This window comes from Cellulomonas sp. NTE-D12 (genome assembly GCF_027923705.1).
Taxonomy (GTDB): Bacteria; Actinomycetota; Actinomycetes; order Actinomycetales; family Cellulomonadaceae; genus Cellulomonas.
Genome location: NZ_AP026442.1, coordinates 2,159,803 through 2,180,740, shown reverse-complemented (window position 1 = coordinate 2,180,740; position 20,938 = coordinate 2,159,803). Strand labels below are relative to the sequence as shown.

Sequence of the window (20,938 nt, the reverse complement as noted above, 5' to 3'; positions counted from 1 at the left end):
GAATCGTCGTGCACTCTGGTGTATGTTCATGCACATGTCCTTCACCGTCGCCGTCGCCGGCGCGAGCGGGTACGCAGGCGGCGAGATGCTGCGGCTGCTGCTCGCCCACCCCGAGGCCCGGATCGGCACCCTGACGGCGCACAACAACGCCGGCAGCGTGCTCGCTGAGCACCACCCCCACCTGCACGCGCTCGCCGACCGTGTGCTCGAGCCGACCTCCGTGGAGGCGCTCGCCGGTCACGACGTCGTCGTCCTGGCCCTGCCGCACGGTGCGAGCGGCCAGATCGCCGCCGAGCTGGAGGCGCTGGGCTCCGATGCCGTGCTGGTCGACCTCGGTGCCGACCACCGGCTGGTCGACGCCGCCGACTGGGAGGCCTTCTACGGGAGCCCGCACGCCGGCACGTGGCCCTACGGCCTGCCGGAGCTGATCCGCGCGGAGCACGCCGACACGCAGCGGACCGCGCTGGCCGGCGCGCGCCGCATCGCCGTGCCCGGCTGCAACGTCACGGCGGTGACGCTCGGCCTCCAGCCCGGTGTGGCCGCCGGGCTGGTCGACCCGCAGGACGTGGTCGCGGTGCTCGCCGTCGGCTACTCGGGTGCCGGGAAGGCGCTGCGCCCGCACCTGCTCGCCGCCGAGGCGCTCGGCGCGGCCGCGCCCTACTCGGTGGCGGGTACGCACCGGCACATCCCCGAGATCGCGCAGAACCTGCGCTCGGCCGGGGCCGCCGCCGTGTCGCTGTCCTTCACGCCGGTGCTCGTGCCGATGTCTCGTGGCATCCTCGCGACCACGACGGCCCGCATCGCGCCCGGGGTCGACGACGCCGCGCTGCGGGCTGCGTGGGAGGCGGCGTACGCCGACGAGCCCTTCGTCCGGCTGCTGCCGCCTGGCCGCTGGCCGACCACCGCCTCCGTCGTCGGGTCGAACACCGCCGAGGTGCAGGTGGCGCTCGACGCCGCTGCGGGACGTGTCGTCACCGTCACGGCGATCGACAACCTGGTCAAGGGCACCGCCGGTGGTGCGCTGCAGTCGTTGAACCTGGCCCTCGGCCTGCCCGAGGTCCTCGGCCTCCCTCTGGACGGAGTGGCACCGTGACGGACCATCTCGCCGACGCCCTGGTCGGCACCAGCCCGGGCACCTCACCCGGCGTGACGGCGCCCGCCGGGTTCCGCGCGTCGGGCGTGGTCGCCGGGCTCAAGCCCTCCGGCCGGCCTGACCTCGCCCTGGTGGTGAACGACGGGCCGGCGCAGGTCGGCGCCGGGGTGTTCACCACCAACCGCGTGGTGGGGCACCCCGTGGTGTGGTCGCGGCAGGTCGTCAGCGACGGTGTCGTGTCGGCCGTCGTGCTCAACTCCGGCTCGGCGAACGTGTGCACCGGTCCCGAGGGTTTCGTGCACGTGCACGAGACCGCCGAGAAGGTGGGCGACGTGCTCGGAATCTCGTCCGGCGACGTCGTGGTGGCGTCGACGGGTGTGATCGGCCAGCCCGTCCCGATCGACGCGCTGCTCGCCGGGGTCGACACGGCGGCTGCGGCGTTGTCGACCGACGGCGGCCTCGCGGCGGCCACGGCGATCATGACCACGGACACGGTGGCCAAGACGGCGCACGTCTCGGTCGAGACGCCGGACGGCACGTGGACCGTCGGGGGCATGGCCAAGGGCGCGGGCATGCTCGCTCCGGCCCTCGCCACGATGCTCGTGGTGCTCACCACCGACGCCCAGGTCGACGCGGGCGGCCTGCGCACCGCCCTCCAGGGTGCGACCCGGAGCACCTTCGACCGGGTGGACTCCGACGGCTGCATGTCGACGTCCGACACGGTGGTGCTGCTCGCATCGGGTGCCTCCGGCGTCCTGCCGGACTACGTCCAGTTCGCCGACGCCGTGCGGCAGGTGTCCGCCTCGCTGGCCCGGCAGCTCGTGGCCGATGCGGAGGGCGCAAGCCACGACCTTGCCGTGCACGTCGTCGGCGCGTCGTCCGAGGCGGCCGCGGTGGCCGTCGGACGCGCGGTCACGCGGTCGAACCTGGTGAAGACCGCCGTCTTCGGCAACGACCCCAACTGGGGACGCGTGCTGGCGCAGATCGGCACGGTGCCGGAGTCCGTCGCGCCGTTCGCCCCGGACCAGGTCGACGTGACGGTCAACGGGGTGCAGGTGTGCCGCGCCGGCGGCGCCTGGGCCGACCGCGCCGGCGTCGACCTCGCCTCGAACCGCGAGGTCCACATCGAGATCGACCTGCACGCCGGCACGGCCGACGCGACGGTGTGGACCAACGACCTGACCCACGGCTACGTCCATGAGAACAGCGCGTACACCACATGAACCCGACCCCGCTCCCCGAGGACGCCGTCTTCGACACGCGCACCGACCTGCGCCCCGACCAGAAGGCCGAGGTGCTGATCCAGGCGCTGCCGTGGCTGCGCAAGTTCAGCGGCGCGCTCGTCGTCGTCAAGTACGGCGGCAACGCGATGGTGGACGACGAGCTCAAGCGCGCCTTCGCCGCGGACATGGTGTTCCTGCGGCAGGTGGGCCTGCGGCCCGTCGTCGTGCACGGCGGAGGGCCGCAGATCAACGCGATGCTCGAGCGGCTGGACATCGCCAGCGAGTTCCGCGGCGGCCTGCGCGTCACCACGCCGGAGGCCATGGACGTCGTCCGCATGGTGCTCACGGGCCAGGTGTCCCGCGAGCTCGTCGGCCTGCTGAACGCCCACGGGCCGCACGCGGTCGGTCTCTCGGGGGAGGACGGCGGGCTGCTGCAGGCCCGGCGGCGCAACGTCGTGCTGGACGGCGAAGAGATCGACGTCGGTCTGGTCGGCGACGTCGTGCAGGTCAACCCCGGCGCGGTGCTCGACCTGCTCGACGCCGGGCGGATCCCCGTCGTGTCCACCGTCGCACCGGACATCGAGGACCCCACCCAGGTGCTCAACGTGAACGCCGACACGGCCGCCGCCGCGCTCGCGATCGCCCTCGGCGCCCGCAAGCTCGTCATCCTCACCGACGTCGAGGGCCTGTACACCGACTGGCCGGACCGCAGCTCCCTGGTCCGGCGCATCCGCGCGAGCACCCTGGAGGCGCTGCTGCCGCGGCTGGACTCGGGGATGCGGCCGAAGATGGAGGCCTGCTGGCGGGCGGTCCGCGGCGGCGTCGGGCGCGCGCACGTCATCGACGGCCGGCAGCCGCACTCGATCCTGGTCGAGGTGTTCACCTCCGACGGCGTCGGCACCATGGTGCTGCCGGACGAGGAGCTGCCGGAGGCACCGGCCACCGCGCCCGTGCCGGTGGTGCTGGCATGACCGCCGCACGGCACGTGGCGGTCGGCGCCGGCGACGACGCGCTGCCCACCGCCACCGAGGGCGGCTCCGTCGCGGAGTGGACAGATCGGTACACCCACGCCGTGATGGACACGTTCGGACCGCCGCAGCGCGTGCTGGTGCGGGGCGAGGGCGCATGGGTCTGGGACGCGGACGGTCGTCGGTACCTCGACCTCCTCGGCGGCATCGCCGTGAACGCCCTCGGCCACGCGCACCCGACGCTCACCGCGGCGATCAGTGCGCAGCTCGGCACGCTCGGCCACGTCTCCAACTTCTTCGCCAGCCCCACGCAGGTGGCGCTCGCCGAGCGGCTCCTGGCGATAGCCGGTGCGCCCGCCGGCTCGCGCGTGTTCTTCACCAACTCCGGGACCGAGGCGAACGAGGCGGCCGTCAAGCTGACCCGACGGCACTCCGCCGGCTCGCGCCCGCGGCTGCTCGCGCTCGAGGGCGCCTTCCACGGGCGCTCGATGGGTGCCCTGGCGCTGACCCACAAGGCGGCCTACCGGGAGCCGTTCGAGCCGCTGCCCCCGGGCGTGGAGTTCCTGCCCTTCGGCGACTCGGACGCGCTCGAGGCGGCGTTCGCCACGGACGGCGAGAAGGTCGCGGCGCTGTTCCTGGAGCCGGTGCAGGGAGAGGCGGGCGTGCGGACGCTCCCCCCGGGCTACCTCGCACTGGCGCGCCGGCTTACCGAGCAGAACGGTGCTCTCCTGGTGCTCGACGAGGTCCAGTCCGGCATGGGTCGGACGGGCCGGTGGTTCGCCTTCCAGCACCCGCACATCGGCGGCGGCGTCGTGCCCGACGTCGTGACGGTGGCCAAGGGTCTCGGCGGCGGGTTCCCGGTCGGAGCGCTGATCGCGTTCGGCGAGCACGCCGCCGCGTGCCTGGGCCGCGGCCAGCACGGGACGACCTTCGGCGGCAACCCGGTGGCCGCGGCCGCTGCGCTCGCCACCATGGGCGTCATCGAACGCGACGGCCTGCTGGCCCACGTGCGCGAGCTGGGGGAGTGGTGGCGTGCCGCCCTCGCCTCGACCGGGAACCCCCTGGTCGGCACCGTGCGCGGTGAGGGTCTTCTGATCGCCGTCGAGCTGACGGCGCCCGTCGCCGCCGTCGTCGCGGCACGGGCGCTCGAGGCGGGCTTCATCGTCAACCCGTGCACGCCGACCACACTGCGCCTCGCGCCGCCGTACGTGCTCACCCGTGAGCAGGCCGGCACCTTTGTCGACTTCCTCGCCGGCATGCCGGCCGACCTGGGCCAGGAGGCCAGCTGATGGCGCACTTCCTTCGTGACGACGACCTCACGCCGGCCCAGCAGACCGAGGTCCTGCGGCTGGGCCTCGAGCTGCGCACCGACCGGTTCGCGCGGCGGCCGCTCGAGGGACCGCGGGCCGTCGCCGTGATCTTCGACAAGCCGACGCTGCGCACGCAGGTGTCGTTCACCACGGGCGTCGCCGAGCTGGGCGGCTACCCCGTGGTCGTCGACGGGAACCTGGCACAGATCGGCGTTCGTGAGTCCATCGCGGACACCGCGCGGGTGCTGGGCCGCCAGGTCGCGGCCATCGTCTGGCGCACGCACGCCCAGGCGCGGATCGAGGAGATGGCGGCCGAGGCGGGCGTCCCGGTAGTGAACGCGCTGACGGACGACTTCCACCCGTGCCAGGTGCTGGCCGACCTCCTGACGGTCGCGCAGCACCGTGGCGGGGTGGGGGAGCTGCCCGGGCGGACGCTGACGTACATCGGCGACGGCTCGAACAACATGGCGCACTCGTACCTGCTCGGCGGCGCGACGGCGGGCCTGCACGTGCGGATCGGCACACCGCAGGAGTACGGGCCGGCCGCGGAGGTGCTCGCCGCGGCGCAGGGGGTCGCGGCGGTCACCGGCGGTTCGGTCACCGTGGTGCACGACCGTGCCGAGGCCGTGGCCGGCGCCGACGTGGTCGCCACGGACACGTGGGTGTCGATGGGTCAGGAGGGCGAGTCGCAGCAGCGTCAGCTGCCGTTCGTCCCCTTCCAGCTCGACGCCGCCACGCTGGCCCTGGCCGCACCCGACGCGCTGGTGCTGCACTGCCTGCCGGCCTACCGAGGCAAGGAGGTCACGGCGGAGGTGCTCGACGGGCCCCAGTCGGTGGTGTGGGACGAGGCCGAGAACAGGCTGCACGCCCAGAAGGCGCTGCTGACGTACCTGCTCCAGGGGCACGCATGACCACCACGTCGGTGCCGTCGACGAAGGCCGCTCGACAGGCGCTGATCACGGCGCTGCTGGCACGGCAGCAGGTCCACTCCCAGGTGGAGCTCGCCGAGCTGCTCGCCGCCGAGGGCGTCACGGTGACGCAGGCGACCCTGTCCCGCGACCTGGTCGAGCTGCAGGCCGTGAAGGTGCGCCACCAGGGCACCCTCGTCTACGCCGTGCCGGTCGAGGGCGGCGGCCGCGCGACCCTGCAGGCCGAGAGCACCGAGGTCCTGGCCGCCCGGCTGGCTCGGCTCTCCGCCGAGCTCGTCGTCACGGCAGAGGCGTCCGGCCCCCTCGTCGTGCTGCGCACGCCGCCCGGCGGTGCGCAGTTCCTCGCATCGGCGATCGACCACTCGACCATGCCGGGCGTGCTCGGCACGATCGCAGGCGACGACACCGTCCTGGTGATCGCCGCCGAGTCGGACACCGGCGCGGCGGTGGCCCAGCGGTTCCTCGACCTCGCGGCAGGGCGTGACTCCACGCGAGACTTCGCACGAGACAAGGACGTGATGTGAGCAAGGTTCTGACGCAGCTTCCGGTCGGCGAGCGGGTGGGCATCGCCTTCTCCGGCGGCCTGGACACCTCGGTGGCCGTGGCCTGGATGCGGTTCAAGGGCGCGATCCCGTGCACCTACACCGCGGACCTCGGCCAGTACGACGAGCCGGAGATCGAGCAGGTGCCCGGCCGCGCCATGGCGTACGGCGCCGAGCTGTCGCGCGCCGTCGACTGCAAGGCCGCGCTGGTCGAGGAGGGTCTGGCCGCCATCGCGTGCGGCGCCTTCCACATCAGGAGCGGCGGCCGCTCGTACTTCAACACGACGCCGCTGGGCCGGGCCGTCACCGGCACCCTGCTGGTCCGCGCCATGCAGTCCGACGGCGTCGACATCTGGGGGGACGGGTCCACCTTCAAGGGCAACGACATCGAGCGGTTCTACCGGTACGGGCTGCTCGCCAACCCGAACCTGCGGATCTACAAGCCGTGGCTGGACCAGGACTTCGTCACCGAGCTCGGCGGACGTGCGGAGATGAGCCAGTTCCTCGTCGACCACGACCTGCCGTACCGCGACAGCGCGGAGAAGGCGTACTCGACGGACGCGAACATCTGGGGCGCCACGCACGAGGCCAAGACGCTGGAGCACCTCGACGTGTCGCTCGAGACGGTCGAGCCGATCATGGGCGTGCGGTTCTGGGACCCGGCGGTGCCGATCGAGACCGAGGACGTGACGATCGCGTTCGAGCGCGGCCGGCCGGTGGCGATCGACGGGGTGCGGTACAGCGACCCGGTGGCGCTCGTCCGGCAGGCGAACGCGATCGGCGGTCGGCACGGCCTGGGCATGTCCGACCAGATCGAGAACCGGATCATCGAGGCGAAGTCGCGCGGCATCTACGAGGCGCCCGGCATGGCGCTGCTGTTCGCGGCCTACGAGCGGCTCGTCAACGCGATCCACAACGAGGACACCGTCGCCACGTACCACAACGAGGGTCGGCGGCTGGGCCGGCTGCTCTACGAGGGCCGGTGGCTGGACCCGCAGTCGCTCATGGTGCGCGAGTCGATCCAGCGGTGGATCGCCTCGGTGGTCACGGGCGAGGTGACGTTGCGGCTGCGGCGCGGGGAGGACTACACGATCCTGCGCACCGACGGGCCCGGCTTCTCCTACCACCCGGAGCGGCTGTCGATGGAGCGCACCGAGTCCGCGGCCTTCGGGCCGACCGACCGGATCGGCCAGCTGACGATGCGCAACCTCGACATCGCCGACTCGCGCGCCAAGCTCGAGCTGTACGCGAGCCAGCCCGTCGACCAGGGTCAGGTGCTCGTCGAGCACGGCACGCTGTTCGGCGCGCTGCCCGCGGGTGGCGCGGACGTCATCGCGACGAACCCGGCGGTGGTCGGCGACGAGGAGGCGGCGCTGGACGCCGCCGCGATGGAAGTCGGGACGGACTGACGTGGCCGCTCCTGATCCGTTCGCTCGATCCGCCACGATCGCCGGGGCCCTGTGGGGCGGACGGTTCGCCTCCGGGCCTGCGGACGCCCTCGCCGCGCTCTCGAGGTCGACGCAGTTCGACTGGCGGCTGGCCGGCGAGGACATCGCCGGGTCGGTGGCGCACGCGCACGTGCTGCACAAGGCCGGCCTGCTGTCCGACGAGGACACGGCCCGGATGGTGGCCGCGCTGGAGGCGCTGCGCGCCGACGTGGAGTCCGGCGCGTTCGGACCCGCGCCCGACGACGAGGACGTCCACGGCGCTCTCGAGCGTGGGTTGATCGAGCGGGCGGGCGCCGAGCTCGGCGGTCGGCTGCGTGCCGGCCGCAGCCGCAACGACCAGATCGCCACGCTGGTGCGGATGTACCTGCGCCGCCAGGCTCGCGTGCTCACCGCTCTGGTGCTCGAGGTCGTGGACGCGCTCATCGGCCAGGCGGAGGCGGCCGGCGACGCCCCCATGCCCGGCCGCACCCACCTGCAGCACGCCCAGCCCGTGCTGCTCGCGCACCACCTGCTGGCGCACGCCTGGCCGCTGCTGCGCGACGTCCAGCGGTGGCAGGACTGGGACGCGCGCGCCGCGCTGTCCCCGTACGGCTCGGGCGCGCTCGCAGGCTCGTCGCTGGGCCTCGACCCTGCGGCCGTCGCGGCCGAGCTCGGCTTCGCCGGGCCCGTTGAGAACTCAATCGACGGCACCGCCTCGCGGGACGTCGTCGCCGAGTTCGCGTTCGTCGCCGCGATGGTCGCCGTCGACCTCTCCCGGATCGCCGAGGACGTCATCCTGTGGTCGACCAAGGACTTCGGGTTCGTGCAGCTGGACGACGCGTACTCCACCGGGTCGAGCATCATGCCGCAGAAGAAGAACCCGGACGTCGCGGAGCTCGCGCGCGGCAAGGCCGGCCGTCTGGTGGGCGACCTGACGGGGCTGCTCACCACGCTCAAGGGCCTGCCGCTGGCCTACAACCGGGATCTGCAGGAGGACAAGGAGCCGGTCTTCGACCAGGTCGACCAGCTGACCGTCCTGCTTCCCGCGTTCGCCGGGATGGTCGCCACCCTCCGGTTCGACACCGAGCGGATGTCGGCGGTCGCCCCGCAGGGCTTCTCGCTCGCGACGGACGTCGCGGAGTGGCTGGTCCGGACGGGCGTGCCGTTCCGCGAGGCGCACGAGATCGCCGGTGCGTGCGTGCGCGCGTGCGAGAGCCGCAGCCCCGCGATCGAGCTGTGGGACCTGACCGACGCGGACCTTGCGGCGATCAGCCCGCACCTGACGGCGGACGTCCGGTCCGTGCTCACCGTCGAGGGGTCGCTGGCCTCGCGCGCGTCCTACGGAGGCACGGCACCGGTCCGCGTGGCGGAGCAGCGCGTCCGCGCCCGTGCCGCAGCCGACGACGCGCGGACGTGGGCACGCTGACCTCAGCGGACGACGCAAGCTCGGCGAGGGCGTTGGCGGACGACGTCCTCGCCGGCGCGGCGCGACTCGGCCCTGTGCGGCTGCTCTGCATCGACGGTCCCGCCGGGTCGGGCAAGACGACCACCGCGGCGGCCGTGGCGGCCGTCCTGCGGGCGCGGGGCACGACCGTGACCGTGGTGCACCTGGACGACCTGTACGAGGGCTGGTCCGGCCTGGAAGGCACCTTGTGGCCCCGGCTGGCCGCCCAGGTGCTCGAGCCGCTGCGACGCGGCCGACCCGGGCGCTTCCAGCGCTACGACTGGATCGCGCACCGCTTCGCGGAGTGGGTCGAGGTGCCGGTGGCCACCGTCCTCGTGCTCGAAGGTTGTGGATCCGCCCGCCGCGAGGTCGATGCCGTCGCCACCCTCCGCGTGTGGGTGGAGGCGCCACCGGCCGAGCGGCTCGCGCGCGGGCTGGCTCGCGACGGGACGGCGATGCGCGGCCACTGGGAGGACTGGATGCGACGGGAGGCCCGTCACTTCGCGCACGAGCGCACCGCGGAACGGGCCGACGTCCGGCTCGACGGATGCGGCAGGATGACCCGGTGACCAGCCAGCGGGAGGCCGTGGAGCCGGCCCGCCCCGGGGATCCGGACCTCGGGACGTGCCCGGCCCGGGTCTGGTTCGCCCGCGACGTGCTGACGGTCGCACGCGACCTGCTCGGAGCCCATCTCACCGCCAGGTCGCCGGAGGGCGACGTGACCGTGCGCATCACAGAGGTGGAGGCCTACCGGGGCGAGGACGACCCTGGTTCGCACGCCCACCGCGGCCGCACCCAGCGCAACGCCGCGATGTTCGCCGAACCGGGTCGGTTGTACGTCTACCGGCACCTCGGGCTGCACCACTGCCTCAACGTCGTGGCGGAGCCCACCGGTCGCCCTGCCGCGGTGCTGCTCCGAGCAGGCGAGGTGGTGGCAGGACGCGAGCTGGCGTGGCGCCGACGGGAGGCGGCCGGCGTCGTGGACAACGAGCGCCAGCTGGCCCGCGGTCCGGCGCGGCTGGCCGTGTGCCTCGGTCTCGACCTGGACGCGAACGGTGCGGACGTCACCGAGCCCGACGGCGCGATCGTGCTGCGCCGCGGCGAGGCTGCAGTGGCGCCCGCGCACCGGCAGGGAGCACGGGTCGGTGTGTCCGGTGCCGGCGGGGACGCCGCGCGGCACCCGTGGCGGTTCTGGCTGACGGGGGAGCCCACCGTGTCCGCCTACCGCCCGGCCTATCGGTCGCCGACGTCGGCAAGGACCCCGCCCGGGGCCACGGCGTCGGCCTGACCACCGGCCACCCGAACCGTCCGTCGGGCGCCGTTCGGCGCCCGTGTGCAAGGAGACAGATGTGACCAGCGTCCTCGACGAGCTGACCTGGCGTGGGCTCGTCGCCCAGACCACCGACCGCGACGCGCTGGACGCGGCGCTAGCCGCCGGTCCCGTCGCGGTCTACTGCGGCTTCGACCCCACAGCCCCGAGCCTGCACATCGGCAACCTGGTGCAGATCCTCACCATCCGACGCCTGCAGGACGCCGGTCACCGCCCGTTCGCCCTCGTCGGTGGAGCGACCGGCCTGATCGGCGACCCGAAGATGACGGGGGAGCGCACCCTCAACGACCCGTCGGTCGTCGCCGGCTGGGTGGAACGCATCCGCAGCCAGATCGCACCGCTCCTCCGCTTCGACGGACCTGCGGCCGCGACGATGGTGAACAACCTCGACTGGACCGCCGACCTGTCCGCCATCGCGTTCCTGCGCGACGTCGGCAAGCACTACCGCCTCGGGACGATGCTCGCCAAGGACACCGTGGCGCGCCGGCTCGCCAGCGAGCAGGGCATCAGCTTCACCGAGTTCAGCTACCAGATCCTGCAGGGGATGGACTTCCTCGAGCTGCACCGCCGCCACGGCGTCACCCTGCAGACCGGCGGCAACGACCAGTGGGGCAACCTGCTGTCCGGCGTCGAGCTGGTCCGCAAGGTGACCGGTGACCCGGTCCACGCCCTGACCACGCCCCTGATCACCAAGGCCGACGGCACCAAGTTCGGCAAGACGGAGTCGGGAACCGTGTGGCTCGACCCTGAGCTGACCAGCCCGTACGCCTTCTACCAGTTCTGGCTCAACTCGGACGACGCGGACGTCGTCAACCACCTCAAGGTGTTCACCTTCCGCACGCGGGAGCAGATCGCCGAGCTCGAGGAGGCGGTCCGCACCCGGCCCGCCGCCCGCGACGCCCAACGAGCTCTGGCCGGCGACGTGACCACGCTCGTCCACGGTGCCGACGCGACGGCCAAGGTGGTCGCCGCGAGCCAGGCCCTGTTCGGCCGCGGCTCTCTCGCGGAGCTCGACGAGTCCACCCTGCGAGCCGCGGTGGCAGAGCTTCCCGGCACCGACGGCGCCCCCGGCGACCTGGTGGTCGACCTGTTCGCCGCGGCGGGGCTCGTCAAGAGCAAGAGCGAGGCGCGGCGTGCGGTCGCGGAGGGCGGTCTGTCCGTCAACAACCGCCGGGTCGCCGACGAGGCCGCCGTCCTGGAGGGTGAGGACGTGCTCGCCGGCGGCTTCGCCCTTCTCCGTCGTGGCAAGCGCTCGCTCGCGGTCGTCCGCAACGCCGGCAGCTGAGGGACCGCGCGCCGGAGCACTACGCGGCGCCGACCCAACCTGGTCGCGCGACGACGGTCGGCACGACCGCATCGCAGCGCCGGGGGCCCCCGACGCCTACGCCACCGCGCTGACCTGCACGTTTGCCTCCGGGCTGCGGGTCGCGTAATGTCTTCCAGGCCCCCGGCAGGGAGGAACGAACACCAGGGAACACCCGGTGGTCGGTCCCGCCGAGAGCAAAACTCCACTCACTGGTTCGAGGCGCTCAGTGCGCCCTGGATCCGGTGGTCGGAGAGCAGGACTGGATGGGATAACCTCCGGTGCCGGCCTCGAAAGGGCCAGCAACGGATGAGATAGCCTCCGGGTCCGGCCCGCAAGGGTCTGACGGGATGAGCGTCTGTTCTTTGAGAACTCAACAGTGTGCCAAGTAGTCGATGCCAAGTTGTCTGCTGCGATGTTGTGTCGTGGTGGGCTTGGTGTTGATGGGAGCCTGTCGTCCACCCCGTGGGTGGTGGGTTCCTTTTTGATGCCAGATCTGTGTTGTTCTTTGTTGTGTCTGTTGCCTGACTGTCTTCGGGTGGTTGGGTGGCGTTGGACATTGACGGAGAGTTTGATTCTGGCTCAGGACGAACGCTGGCGGCGTGCTTAACACATGCAAGTCGAACGGTGATGGCCAGCTTGCTGGTCTGATCAGTGGCGAACGGGTGAGTAACACGTGAGTAACCTGCCCCTGACTCTGGGATAACTACCGGAAACGGTGGCTAATACCGGATATGAGGTGCCTGGGCATCTGGGCGCCTGGAAAGTTTTTCGGTCAGGGATGGGCTCGCGGCCTATCAGCTTGTTGGTGGGGTGATGGCCTACCAAGGCGACGACGGGTAGCCGGCCTGAGAGGGCGACCGGCCACACTGGGACTGAGACACGGCCCAGACTCCTACGGGAGGCAGCAGTGGGGAATATTGCACAATGGGCGCAAGCCTGATGCAGCGACGCCGCGTGCGGGATGACGGCCTTCGGGTTGTAAACCGCTTTCAGCAGGGAAGAAGCGCAAGTGACGGTACCTGCAGAAGAAGCGCCGGCTAACTACGTGCCAGCAGCCGCGGTAATACGTAGGGCGCAAGCGTTGTCCGGAATTATTGGGCGTAAAGAGCTCGTAGGCGGTTTGTCGCGTCTGCTGTGAAATCCTCAGGCTCAACCTGGGGCTTGCAGTGGGTACGGGCAGACTAGAGTGCGGTAGGGGTGACTGGAATTCCTGGTGTAGCGGTGGAATGCGCAGATATCAGGAGGAACACCGATGGCGAAGGCAGGTCACTGGGCCGCAACTGACGCTGAGGAGCGAAAGCATGGGGAGCGAACAGGATTAGATACCCTGGTAGTCCATGCCGTAAACGTTGGGCACTAGGTGTGGGGTCCATTCCACGGATTCCGTGCCGCAGCAAACGCATTAAGTGCCCCGCCTGGGGAGTACGGCCGCAAGGCTAAAACTCAAAGAAATTGACGGGGGCCCGCACAAGCGGCGGAGCATGCGGATTAATTCGATGCAACGCGAAGAACCTTACCAAGGCTTGACATACACCGGAAAAGTGCAGAGATGTGCTCCCCGTAAGGTCGGTGTACAGGTGGTGCATGGTTGTCGTCAGCTCGTGTCGTGAGATGTTGGGTTAAGTCCCGCAACGAGCGCAACCCTCGTCCCATGTTGCCAGCGGGTTATGCCGGGGACTCATGGGAGACTGCCGGGGTCAACTCGGAGGAAGGTGGGGATGACGTCAAATCATCATGCCCCTTATGTCTTGGGCTTCACGCATGCTACAATGGCCGGTACAAAGGGCTGCGATACCGCAAGGTGGAGCGAATCCCAAAAAGCCGGTCTCAGTTCGGATCGGGGTCTGCAACTCGACCCCGTGAAGTCGGAGTCGCTAGTAATCGCAGATCAGCAACGCTGCGGTGAATACGTTCCCGGGCCTTGTACACACCGCCCGTCAAGTCATGAAAGTCGGTAACACCCGAAGCCGGTGGCCCAACCTTTGGGGGGGAGCCGTCGAAGGTGGGACTGGCGATTAGGACTAAGTCGTAACAAGGTAGCCGTACCGGAAGGTGCGGCTGGATCACCTCCTTTCTAAGGAGCATCTGGCAGCTGGTCGTGCCTGTCATGGGTGCGGTTGGGTGTCCAGGCCCATGCCCTGGCCGTACGTGTCGGGGGTGGAGCTCACGGGTGGAACATCGACTACGGCCGGTTTGTCGCTTCTGGTTCGTCCTAGTACGTCGTGCTCGCTTCGGTGGGTGCGGGTGGGAACGGGTGGGTCAGGGGTGGGGGTCGGCCAGGCACGCTGTTGGGTCCTGAGGGAACAGCCGTTCGCGGGTGTTGTCCTTGGGGTCGCGATGATCGCTTCTGCTGGTCGGGGTTCTGCTCCGGGTGGTGGGAGGGGTCGGGTGGCCGGCAGGCCCCTGGTCCGGTGGACTGCTCCCTGGTGGGGGTGGGCGCCGGGTGTTCCGGGTGGGTCCTGGTCGTTGGTTGAGAACTGCACAGTGGACGCGAGCATCTTTGATTTTTGTGGTCAAGTTGATAAGGGCACAGGGTGGATGCCTTGGCACCAGGAGCCGAAGAAGGACGTCGTAGCCTGCGATAAGCCTCGGGGAGTTGGCAAACGAACCGTGATCCGAGGATGTCCGAATGGGGAAACCCCGTACGAGTCATGTCGTACGACCCGCACCTGAATATATAGGGTGTGTGGAGGGAACGCCGGGAAGTGAAACATCTCAGTACCGGCAGGAAGAGATATTCCGTGAGTAGTGGCGAGCGAAAGCGGATCAGGCCAAACCGTGCGCGTGTGCAAGCCGGCAGGCGTTGCGCGTACGGGGTTGTGGGACCTTTCGGTCCGGTCTGCCGACCGGGCAGGGAGTCAGAAAGCCGTGTCATAGTCGAAGGGTCTTGAAAGGCCCGGCACAGAGGGTGGTACCCCCGTAGACGAAATGATGCGGCCTCCCGAGAGGGATCCCAAGTAGCTCCGGGCCCGAGAAACCTGGAGTGAATCTGCACAGACCACTGTGTAAGCCTAAATACTACCTGGTGACCGATAGCGGACAAGTACCGTGAGGGAAAGGTGAAAAGTACCCCGGGAGGGGAGTGAAATAGTACCTGAAACCGTGTGCCTACAAGCCGTCGGAGCCTCCCTAGCAGGGGTGACGGCGTGCCTTTTGAAGAATGAGCCTGCGAGTTAGTGGTACGTGGCGAGGTTAACCCGTGTGGGGAAGCCGTAGCGAAAGCGAGTCCGAATAGGGCGTGTCAGTCGCGTGCTCTAGACCCGAAGCGAAGTGATCTAGCCATGGGCAGGGTGAAGCGCGGGTAAGACCGCGTGGAGGCCCGAACCCACCAGGGTTGAAAACCTGGGGGATGACCTGTGGTTAGGGGTGAAAGGCCAATCAAACTTCGTGATAGCTGGTTCTCCCCGAAATGCATTTAGGTGCAGCGTCACGCGTTTCTTGCCGGAGGTAGAGCTACTGGATAGCCGATGGGCCCGACCAGGTTACTGACGTTAGCCAAACTCCGAATGCCGGTAAGCCAGAGCGTGGCAGTGAGACGGCGGGGGATAAGCTCCGTCGTCGAGAGGGAAACAGCCCAGACCACCAGCTAAGGCCCCCAAGCGTGTGCTAAGTGGGAAAGGATGTGGAGTTGCACAGACAACCAGGAGGTTGGCTTAGAAGCAGCCACCCTTGAAAGAGTGCGTAATAGCTCACTGGTCAAGTGATTCCGCGCCGACAATGTAGCGGGGCTCAAGCACACCGCCGAAGCTGTGGCATTCACACGTGTACTAGGCCTTCGTGGTCCAGGTGTGTGGATGGGTAGGGGAGCGTCGTGTGGGCGGTGAAGCCGCGGGGTGACCCAGCGGTGGAGACCACACGAGTGAGAATGCAGGCATGAGTAGCGAATGACGGGTGAGAAACCCGTCCGCCGAATGACCAAGGGTTCCAGGGCCAGGTTCATCCGCCCTGGGTAAGTCGGGACCTAAGGCGAGGCCGACAGGCGTAGTCGATGGACAACGGGTTGATATTCCCGTACCGGCGAAGAACCGCCCATACCGAGCCCGGTGATGCTCAGCGCCTCGTGCGTGCCACCGCCCCTTCGGGGGCACCGGTGCGCACGGGCCGCGACCCGATCCGGTAGTAGGTAAGCGTATTAACAGGGGTGACGCAGGAAGGTAGCCCGGCGTGGCGATGGTAGTCCACGTCCAAGGTCGTAGGGTGAGGGGTAGGCAAATCCGCCCCTCCTGAGCCTGAGAGCCGACGGTGACCGCGCAAGCGGGAACTGGGTGATCCTATGCTGCCAAGAAAAGCCTCGACGCGAGGTTCTAGCCGCCCGTACCCCAAACCGACTCAGGTGGTCAGGTAGAGAATACCAAGGCGATCGAGCAAATCGTGGTTAAGGAACTCGGCAAAATGCCCCCGTAACTTCGGGAGAAGGGGGGCCTCAAGCGTGAACCGGCTTGCCCGGGGAGCGTGGAGGGCCGCAGAGACCAGGGAGAAGCGACTGTTTACTAAAAACACAGGTCCGTGCGAAGTCGCAAGACGATGTATACGGACTGACGCCTGCCCGGTGCTGGAAGGTTAAGAGGACGGGTCAGCCGCAAGGCGAAGCTCAGAATTTAAGCCCCAGTAAACGGCGGTGGTAACTATAACCATCCTAAGGTAGCGAAATTCCTTGTCGGGTAAGTTCCGACCTGCACGAATGGCGTAACGACTTCTCCGCTGTCTCAACCGCGAACTCGGCGAAATTGCACTACGAGTAAAGATGCTCGTTACGCGCAGCAGGACGGAAAGACCCCGGGACCTTTACTATAGCTTGGTATTGGTGTTCGGTGCGGTTTGTGTAGGATAGGTGGGAGACTGTGAAGCGGGCACGCCAGTGTTCGTGGAGTCGACGTTGAAATACCACTCTGACCGCTTCGGATGTCTAACCTCGGTCCGTGATCCGGACCAGGGACAGTGCCTGGTGGGTAGTTTAACTGGGGCGGTTGCCTCCTAAAATGTAACGGAGGCGCTCAAAGGTTCCCTCAGCCTGGTTGGCAATCAGGTGGCGAGTGCAAGTGCACAAGGGAGCTTGACTGTGAGACTGACAGGTCGAGCAGGGACGAAAGTCGGAACTAGTGATCCGGCGGTGGCTTGTGGAAGCGCCGTCGCTCAACGGATAAAAGGTACCCCGGGGATAACAGGCTGATCTTGCCCAAGAGTCCATATCGACGGCATGGTTTGGCACCTCGATGTCGGCTCGTCGCATCCTGGGGCTGGAGTAGGTCCCAAGGGTTGGGCTGTTCGCCCATTAAAGCGGTACGCGAGCTGGGTTTAGAACGTCGTGAGACAGTTCGGTCCCTATCCGCTGCGCGCGCAGGAAACTTGAGAAGGGCTGTCCCTAGTACGAGAGGACCGGGACGGACGAACCTCTGGTGTGCCAGTTGTTCCGCCAGGAGCACGGCTGGTTGGCTACGTTCGGAAGGGATAACCGCTGAAAGCATCTAAGCGGGAAGCCTGCTTCAAGATGAGGTTTCCATGCCCCCTCGAGGGGTGAGAGGCTCCCAGCTAGACCACTGGGTAGATAGGCCGGATGTGGAAGACGGGACCAACGACCGTCGCAGCTGACCGGTACTAATCAGCCGACCACTTCACCACAACATCATGCACGCGTCCACTGTGCGGTTCCCGAGCAACGAACGGGAACCCGTTTGACAACTCGATACCGTTACGGCGGCCATAGCGAAGGGGAAACGCCCGGTCCCATTCCGAACCCGGAAGCTAAGCCCTTCAGCGCCGATGGTACTGCACCCGCCAGGATGTGGGAGAGTAGGACGCCGCCGAACACCATTCCAGAAAGGCCCACCCCTAACCGGGTGGGCCTTTCTGCGTTCACCCACCACCCTGCCTCCACCACGATGCGCCAACCCCCGGTGAAGCCACCCCCATTCGATCACCGGTCCGCTGCTGTGCAGGCCGACGCGGGCACGCCTTCTGCGGCCGTTGTGGTCGACCATCGTCCTGCGGTGCTCACGACACGGTTCGAGATGTCCGCTGCTCCGCGTCTGGGCTACGGCGTACCGGGCGCGTGTCTGCAGCTGAACGGGATGGGATGATGTCCCTTTGAATCGTGGAGGTAGGACCTGATGAACAGCGACAGCCGTAGCGGCAACGAGCGGGACCGTGGTGCGTCCCGCGGTGGGCGGGGCCGAGACGGGGCGTCCGGTGGTTCGTCGGGCGGTCGGGCAGGTGGGTCGGCGGCCGGTTTCGGCGGTGGTTCTGCACGATCGTCGTGGGGCAGCTCGCGAGCTCCGCGCACCGGTGACACCGAGCGGGCGTTCCGCGGTGGTGCCGGGAGCGCCGAGGGCCGTCGCGATTCTGCCGAGGGTCGCGCGGGCCGGCAGGCCGGGGCTGCTGGCGGGGCGTTGCGTTCCGGTGGTCGGTCGACGGGATGGGGCAGCAGCTCCGGTCGTTCCAGCACTGGTGGTGCCCCGGCGGCCCGAGCCGCGGAGGGCGCCCGCGAGGGGAGCTCCGGCGGCGGAGCCGGCGGTCGAGCGACGGGTGCGGACGAGCGGGGCTATCGCGGTGCTTCGCCGCGCGCTGCCGGTGGGGCTCGGCAGTCGGGCGGGACGCGGGCTGGAGCCTCCCGTCCGGGCTTCGACGGTCCTCGTCGTCCTGAGCAGCGGCGTACGTGGGGGCCAGGGGGTTCGGAGGCGCGTTCGCTCCAGGACGAGAGTGGCGCATCCTCCGGCGGCGAGCTGAGGGGCGCGCGTCCCGCCCGAGCTGGGTCGGGGGCGCCGTTCGGGACCGCCGGCCGGTCCCGTGGTGAGGCTTCCGGCCGGAGTGCTGGGGCTGCCCGCGGACCGCAGCGACCCGGCCGTGAGGGTCGTCCGGTCGACGGGGCGCCGTCGAGCGCGGGCTCCGCCGATCGCTCGTCCGGGTATCGGTCGGGCGGCCGTGACGGCGGCGAGGGCCGGCGTGGGGGCGAACGGCCCTTCACGCGGAGGAGCGTCGACGGAACGGGCGATCGGTTCGCCGGAAGCCAGGCTGCGGGTCGCCCGCGTGAGGGGTCTCCGCGGGGAGAGGGCAGAGGCGTCACGTCCGGACCGCGAGCCGGCTCATCGGCGCGTCCGTGGTCCGCCGACGACCGGAGGGTCGGCGGCTCCCGTGACGATGCTCGCGCGGCACGTACCTCGACGGGTCCCCGGCGTGAGGGTCGAACCGATCGGCCTTCCACGGGGTCGTCTACGGGTCCGCGACGTGGTGCACCGCGAGCTGACCAGATGCAGGACCGTCCACGGCGTGATGACGCGCGACGCCCCGCGACGGTCAGGGAGGCCGGTTCTGGCACGGACGCTCCGCCGCGCGCGCACGACCCGGAGGTCGCCGAGGACGTCACCTTCAGCATGCTCGACAGGGACGTGCGAGGGCGGCTGCGCACCCTGAGCAAGGACAGCGCCGAACGGGTGGGCCGCCACCTGGTGATGGTGGGCAGGCTGCTCCAGTCCGATCCCGAGCTGGCGTACGAGCACGCGCAGGCCGCCGTGCGGCGGGGCGGGCGGGTCGACGTCGTGCGCGAGGCGGCGGGTCTGGCGGCGTACCGCACCGGCCGGTACGGCGAGGCGCTCCGTGAGCTCCGCACCGTGCGCCGCCTGAACGGGTCACCGGAGCATCTCCCCGTGATGGCGGACTGCGAGCGTGGGCTCGGCCGCCCCGAGCGCGCGCTGGTCGTGGCGCAGGATCCGCAGGTCGCGGAGCTCTCCGCCGAGGCGATGGTCGAGCTGGCGATGGTGGTCAGTGGTGCGCGGCTCGACCTCGACGAGCCGGAGGCGGCGCTGGCGGCCCTCGGCACTCCGCAGGTGCGTGCCGCGACGGGCGTGCTCGCGGCACGCGCGGCACAGGCGCGGGCCACGGCCCTGGACGCGTGCGGCAGGCACGACGAGGCCGAGCGCGAGCTCGCCCCCTACTCGGCCGAGGAGCTGGCCGAGGCGGCCGGGGACATCGACGAGGAGGACGACGTCGTGGTCTACGACCTGCTCGACGACACCGTCGAAGGGGAGCAGGTCGACCCCCCGGCGGGAGACGGCCCGCCGTCAGCTGCCGACGTCGACGGTCCGGGGCACGAGGCGTGAGCGCAGGCCTGCTCGCGGCCGACCGCCCGCTGGCCGAGCTCTTCGACCTGGCCCTGGTCGACCTCGACGGGGTCGCGTACCGCGGGCACGAGCGGGTTCCGTGGGCGTCCGAGAGCCTCGTCGAGGCGCGGGCGCGAGGAATGCGGACGCTGTTCGTGACGAACAACGCCTCGCGCTCGCCGGACGCGGTCGCCCAGCAGCTGACGGAGCTCGGTATCCCGACCTCGGGTCCCGACGTGATGACCGCCGCACAGGCAGCCGCGCAGCTGCTCGCCACTCGTCTCGCCGGCGGGGCGAAGGTGCTGGTGGTCGGTGCCGACGCGCTCCGGGACGCCGTGCGGGCGCAGGGGTTCGCGGTGGTGTCGTCGGCCGACGAGCACCCCGACGCCGTCGTGCAGGGTTTCAGCCCGGACATCGCCTGGCCGCAGCTGGCGGAGGCTGCCTACGCCGTCGCGGACGGCGCCTGGTACGTCGCCTCGAACCGCGACCTCAGTCTGCCGACCGCACGGGGGTTCGCTCCCGGGAACGGCTCGCTCGTGCTCGCCGTGACGTCCGCGACCGGCGTGACGCCGGACAGCGCGGGCAAGCCGGAGCCCACGATGTACCAGCTGGCGATCGCGCGTGCAGGCGGGGTGCGGACGCTGGTCGTGGGTGACCGGCTGGACACGGACCTCGCGGGTGCGCGGGCGGGTGACCTCCCGGGGCTCCACGTGCTCACGGGCGTGAGCACGGCCCGCGACGACGTGCTCGCCGTGCCGGGTCAGCGGCCGCACTACATCGGCGCGGATCTGCGTGCGCTGCTGCAGCCGCACCCGGTGCCGGCGCCGAACGACGAGTGGTGGGTGTGTCGCGAGGCTGCGGCACGGGTGGCCGGTGGCCGGCTGGAGCTGCGACCGGGCGGAGACGCGGTCGACCTGGTGCGAGCGGCATGCGCCGCGGCGTGGGCGGCGGCGGACGCCGGGCTGCCCGTCGAGCCGTCGAGCGTCCCCGATCTGCCGTCGGTCTGACGCGTGCCGTCCGACCCTGTGCGTGGTGGAGGGTGGGGTCCCGCTGCAGCCGGTAGCGTGGACGAGGGCCGCAGCGACGGCAGGCGCGATCGGGAGGATGGCGGGTGACCGAGTCCCTGCAGGACGAGGGCACGGGCGACGACGGCGTCGACGAGGCGTTGGGCGCACTGGCCGAGCTCTCGGACGTTCCGTTGCGGGCCCACGTCTCCGCCTTCGAGGCGGTGCACGCCGCGCTCCAGGACCGGCTCGCCGAGTCGGACCGCTGA

14 protein-coding genes and 3 rRNA genes are annotated in these 20,938 nt (G+C 69.9%); all 17 read left to right on the top strand.

Annotated features, from left to right (window positions below; all coding sequences use genetic code 11):
- The first annotated feature begins 34 nt into the window (after positions 1-34).
- The 17 genes from argC to QMF98_RS09985 all read left to right on the top strand — a co-directional run bounded on the left by argC (position 35) and on the right by QMF98_RS09985 (position 20,938).
- Positions 35-1,093, top strand: coding sequence for an N-acetyl-gamma-glutamyl-phosphate reductase (gene argC, locus QMF98_RS10065; RefSeq protein WP_337972930.1), 1,059 nt, complete (start codon positions 35-37; stop codon positions 1,091-1,093).
- Complete coding sequence (gene argJ, locus QMF98_RS10060; protein WP_337972929.1) at positions 1,090-2,316, top strand: bifunctional glutamate N-acetyltransferase/amino-acid acetyltransferase ArgJ; 1,227 nt, start codon at positions 1,090-1,092, stop codon at positions 2,314-2,316. The genes argC and argJ overlap by 4 nt, the downstream gene beginning before the upstream one ends.
- Positions 2,313-3,287, top strand: coding sequence for an acetylglutamate kinase (argB, locus tag QMF98_RS10055; protein ID WP_337972928.1), 975 nt, complete (start codon positions 2,313-2,315; stop codon positions 3,285-3,287). Before argJ ends, argB begins: the two co-directional genes overlap by 4 nt.
- Positions 3,284-4,573, top strand: a complete 1,290-nt coding sequence (locus QMF98_RS10050) for an acetylornithine transaminase (protein WP_337972927.1) — start codon at positions 3,284-3,286, stop codon at positions 4,571-4,573. Before argB ends, QMF98_RS10050 begins: the two co-directional genes overlap by 4 nt.
- Positions 4,573-5,505, top strand: coding sequence for an ornithine carbamoyltransferase (gene argF / locus QMF98_RS10045; RefSeq protein ID WP_490715604.1), 933 nt, complete (start codon positions 4,573-4,575; stop codon positions 5,503-5,505). Before QMF98_RS10050 ends, argF begins: the two co-directional genes overlap by 1 nt.
- Entirely contained in the window at positions 5,502-6,047 is a 546-nt protein-coding gene (locus tag QMF98_RS10040) for an arginine repressor (RefSeq protein ID WP_337972926.1), read from the top strand. The genes argF and QMF98_RS10040 overlap by 4 nt, the downstream gene beginning before the upstream one ends.
- Positions 6,044-7,474, top strand: a complete 1,431-nt coding sequence (gene argG, locus QMF98_RS10035) for an argininosuccinate synthase (protein WP_337972925.1) — start codon at positions 6,044-6,046, stop codon at positions 7,472-7,474. Before QMF98_RS10040 ends, argG begins: the two co-directional genes overlap by 4 nt.
- A 1-nt stretch (position 7,475) precedes the next feature.
- A complete protein-coding gene (gene argH, locus QMF98_RS10030) occupies positions 7,476-8,918 on the top strand; it encodes an argininosuccinate lyase (protein WP_337972924.1) in 1,443 nt (480 codons plus the stop codon).
- A gap of 32 nt (positions 8,919-8,950) precedes the next feature.
- Entirely contained in the window at positions 8,951-9,505 is a 555-nt protein-coding gene (locus QMF98_RS10025) for a uridine kinase family protein (protein ID WP_337972923.1), read from the top strand.
- Positions 9,502-10,224 carry a DNA-3-methyladenine glycosylase gene (locus QMF98_RS10020; protein WP_490715603.1) on the top strand — a complete coding sequence of 241 codons (723 nt, stop codon included), beginning with the start codon at positions 9,502-9,504 and terminating at the stop codon, positions 10,222-10,224. The genes QMF98_RS10025 and QMF98_RS10020 overlap by 4 nt, the downstream gene beginning before the upstream one ends.
- 61 nt (positions 10,225-10,285) lie before the next feature.
- On the top strand, positions 10,286-11,551 hold the full coding sequence (gene tyrS / locus QMF98_RS10015) for a tyrosine--tRNA ligase (RefSeq protein WP_337972922.1): 1,266 nt from the start codon (positions 10,286-10,288) through the stop codon (positions 11,549-11,551).
- A 577-nt stretch (positions 11,552-12,128) separates the two neighbouring features.
- Positions 12,129-13,646 (top strand): 16S ribosomal RNA (locus QMF98_RS10010).
- Positions 13,647-14,083: 437 nt separating this feature from the next.
- Positions 14,084-17,191, top strand: a 23S ribosomal RNA gene (locus QMF98_RS10005).
- 71 nt (positions 17,192-17,262) lie between these two features.
- Positions 17,263-17,379: ribosomal RNA gene (gene rrf, locus QMF98_RS10000) — 5S ribosomal RNA — on the top strand.
- Together the 16S, 23S and 5S rRNA genes form the textbook arrangement of a ribosomal RNA operon.
- A 1,560-nt stretch (positions 17,380-18,939) precedes the next feature.
- Positions 18,940-19,665, top strand: coding sequence for a hypothetical protein (locus tag QMF98_RS09995; RefSeq protein WP_337972921.1), 726 nt, complete (start codon positions 18,940-18,942; stop codon positions 19,663-19,665).
- A complete protein-coding gene (locus QMF98_RS09990; RefSeq protein ID WP_337972920.1) occupies positions 19,662-20,672 on the top strand; it encodes an HAD-IIA family hydrolase in 1,011 nt (336 codons plus the stop codon). Before QMF98_RS09995 ends, QMF98_RS09990 begins: the two co-directional genes overlap by 4 nt.
- Positions 20,673-20,776: 104 nt before the next feature.
- Positions 20,777-20,938, top strand: a complete 162-nt coding sequence (locus tag QMF98_RS09985) for a hypothetical protein (RefSeq protein ID WP_337975599.1) — start codon at positions 20,777-20,779, stop codon at positions 20,936-20,938.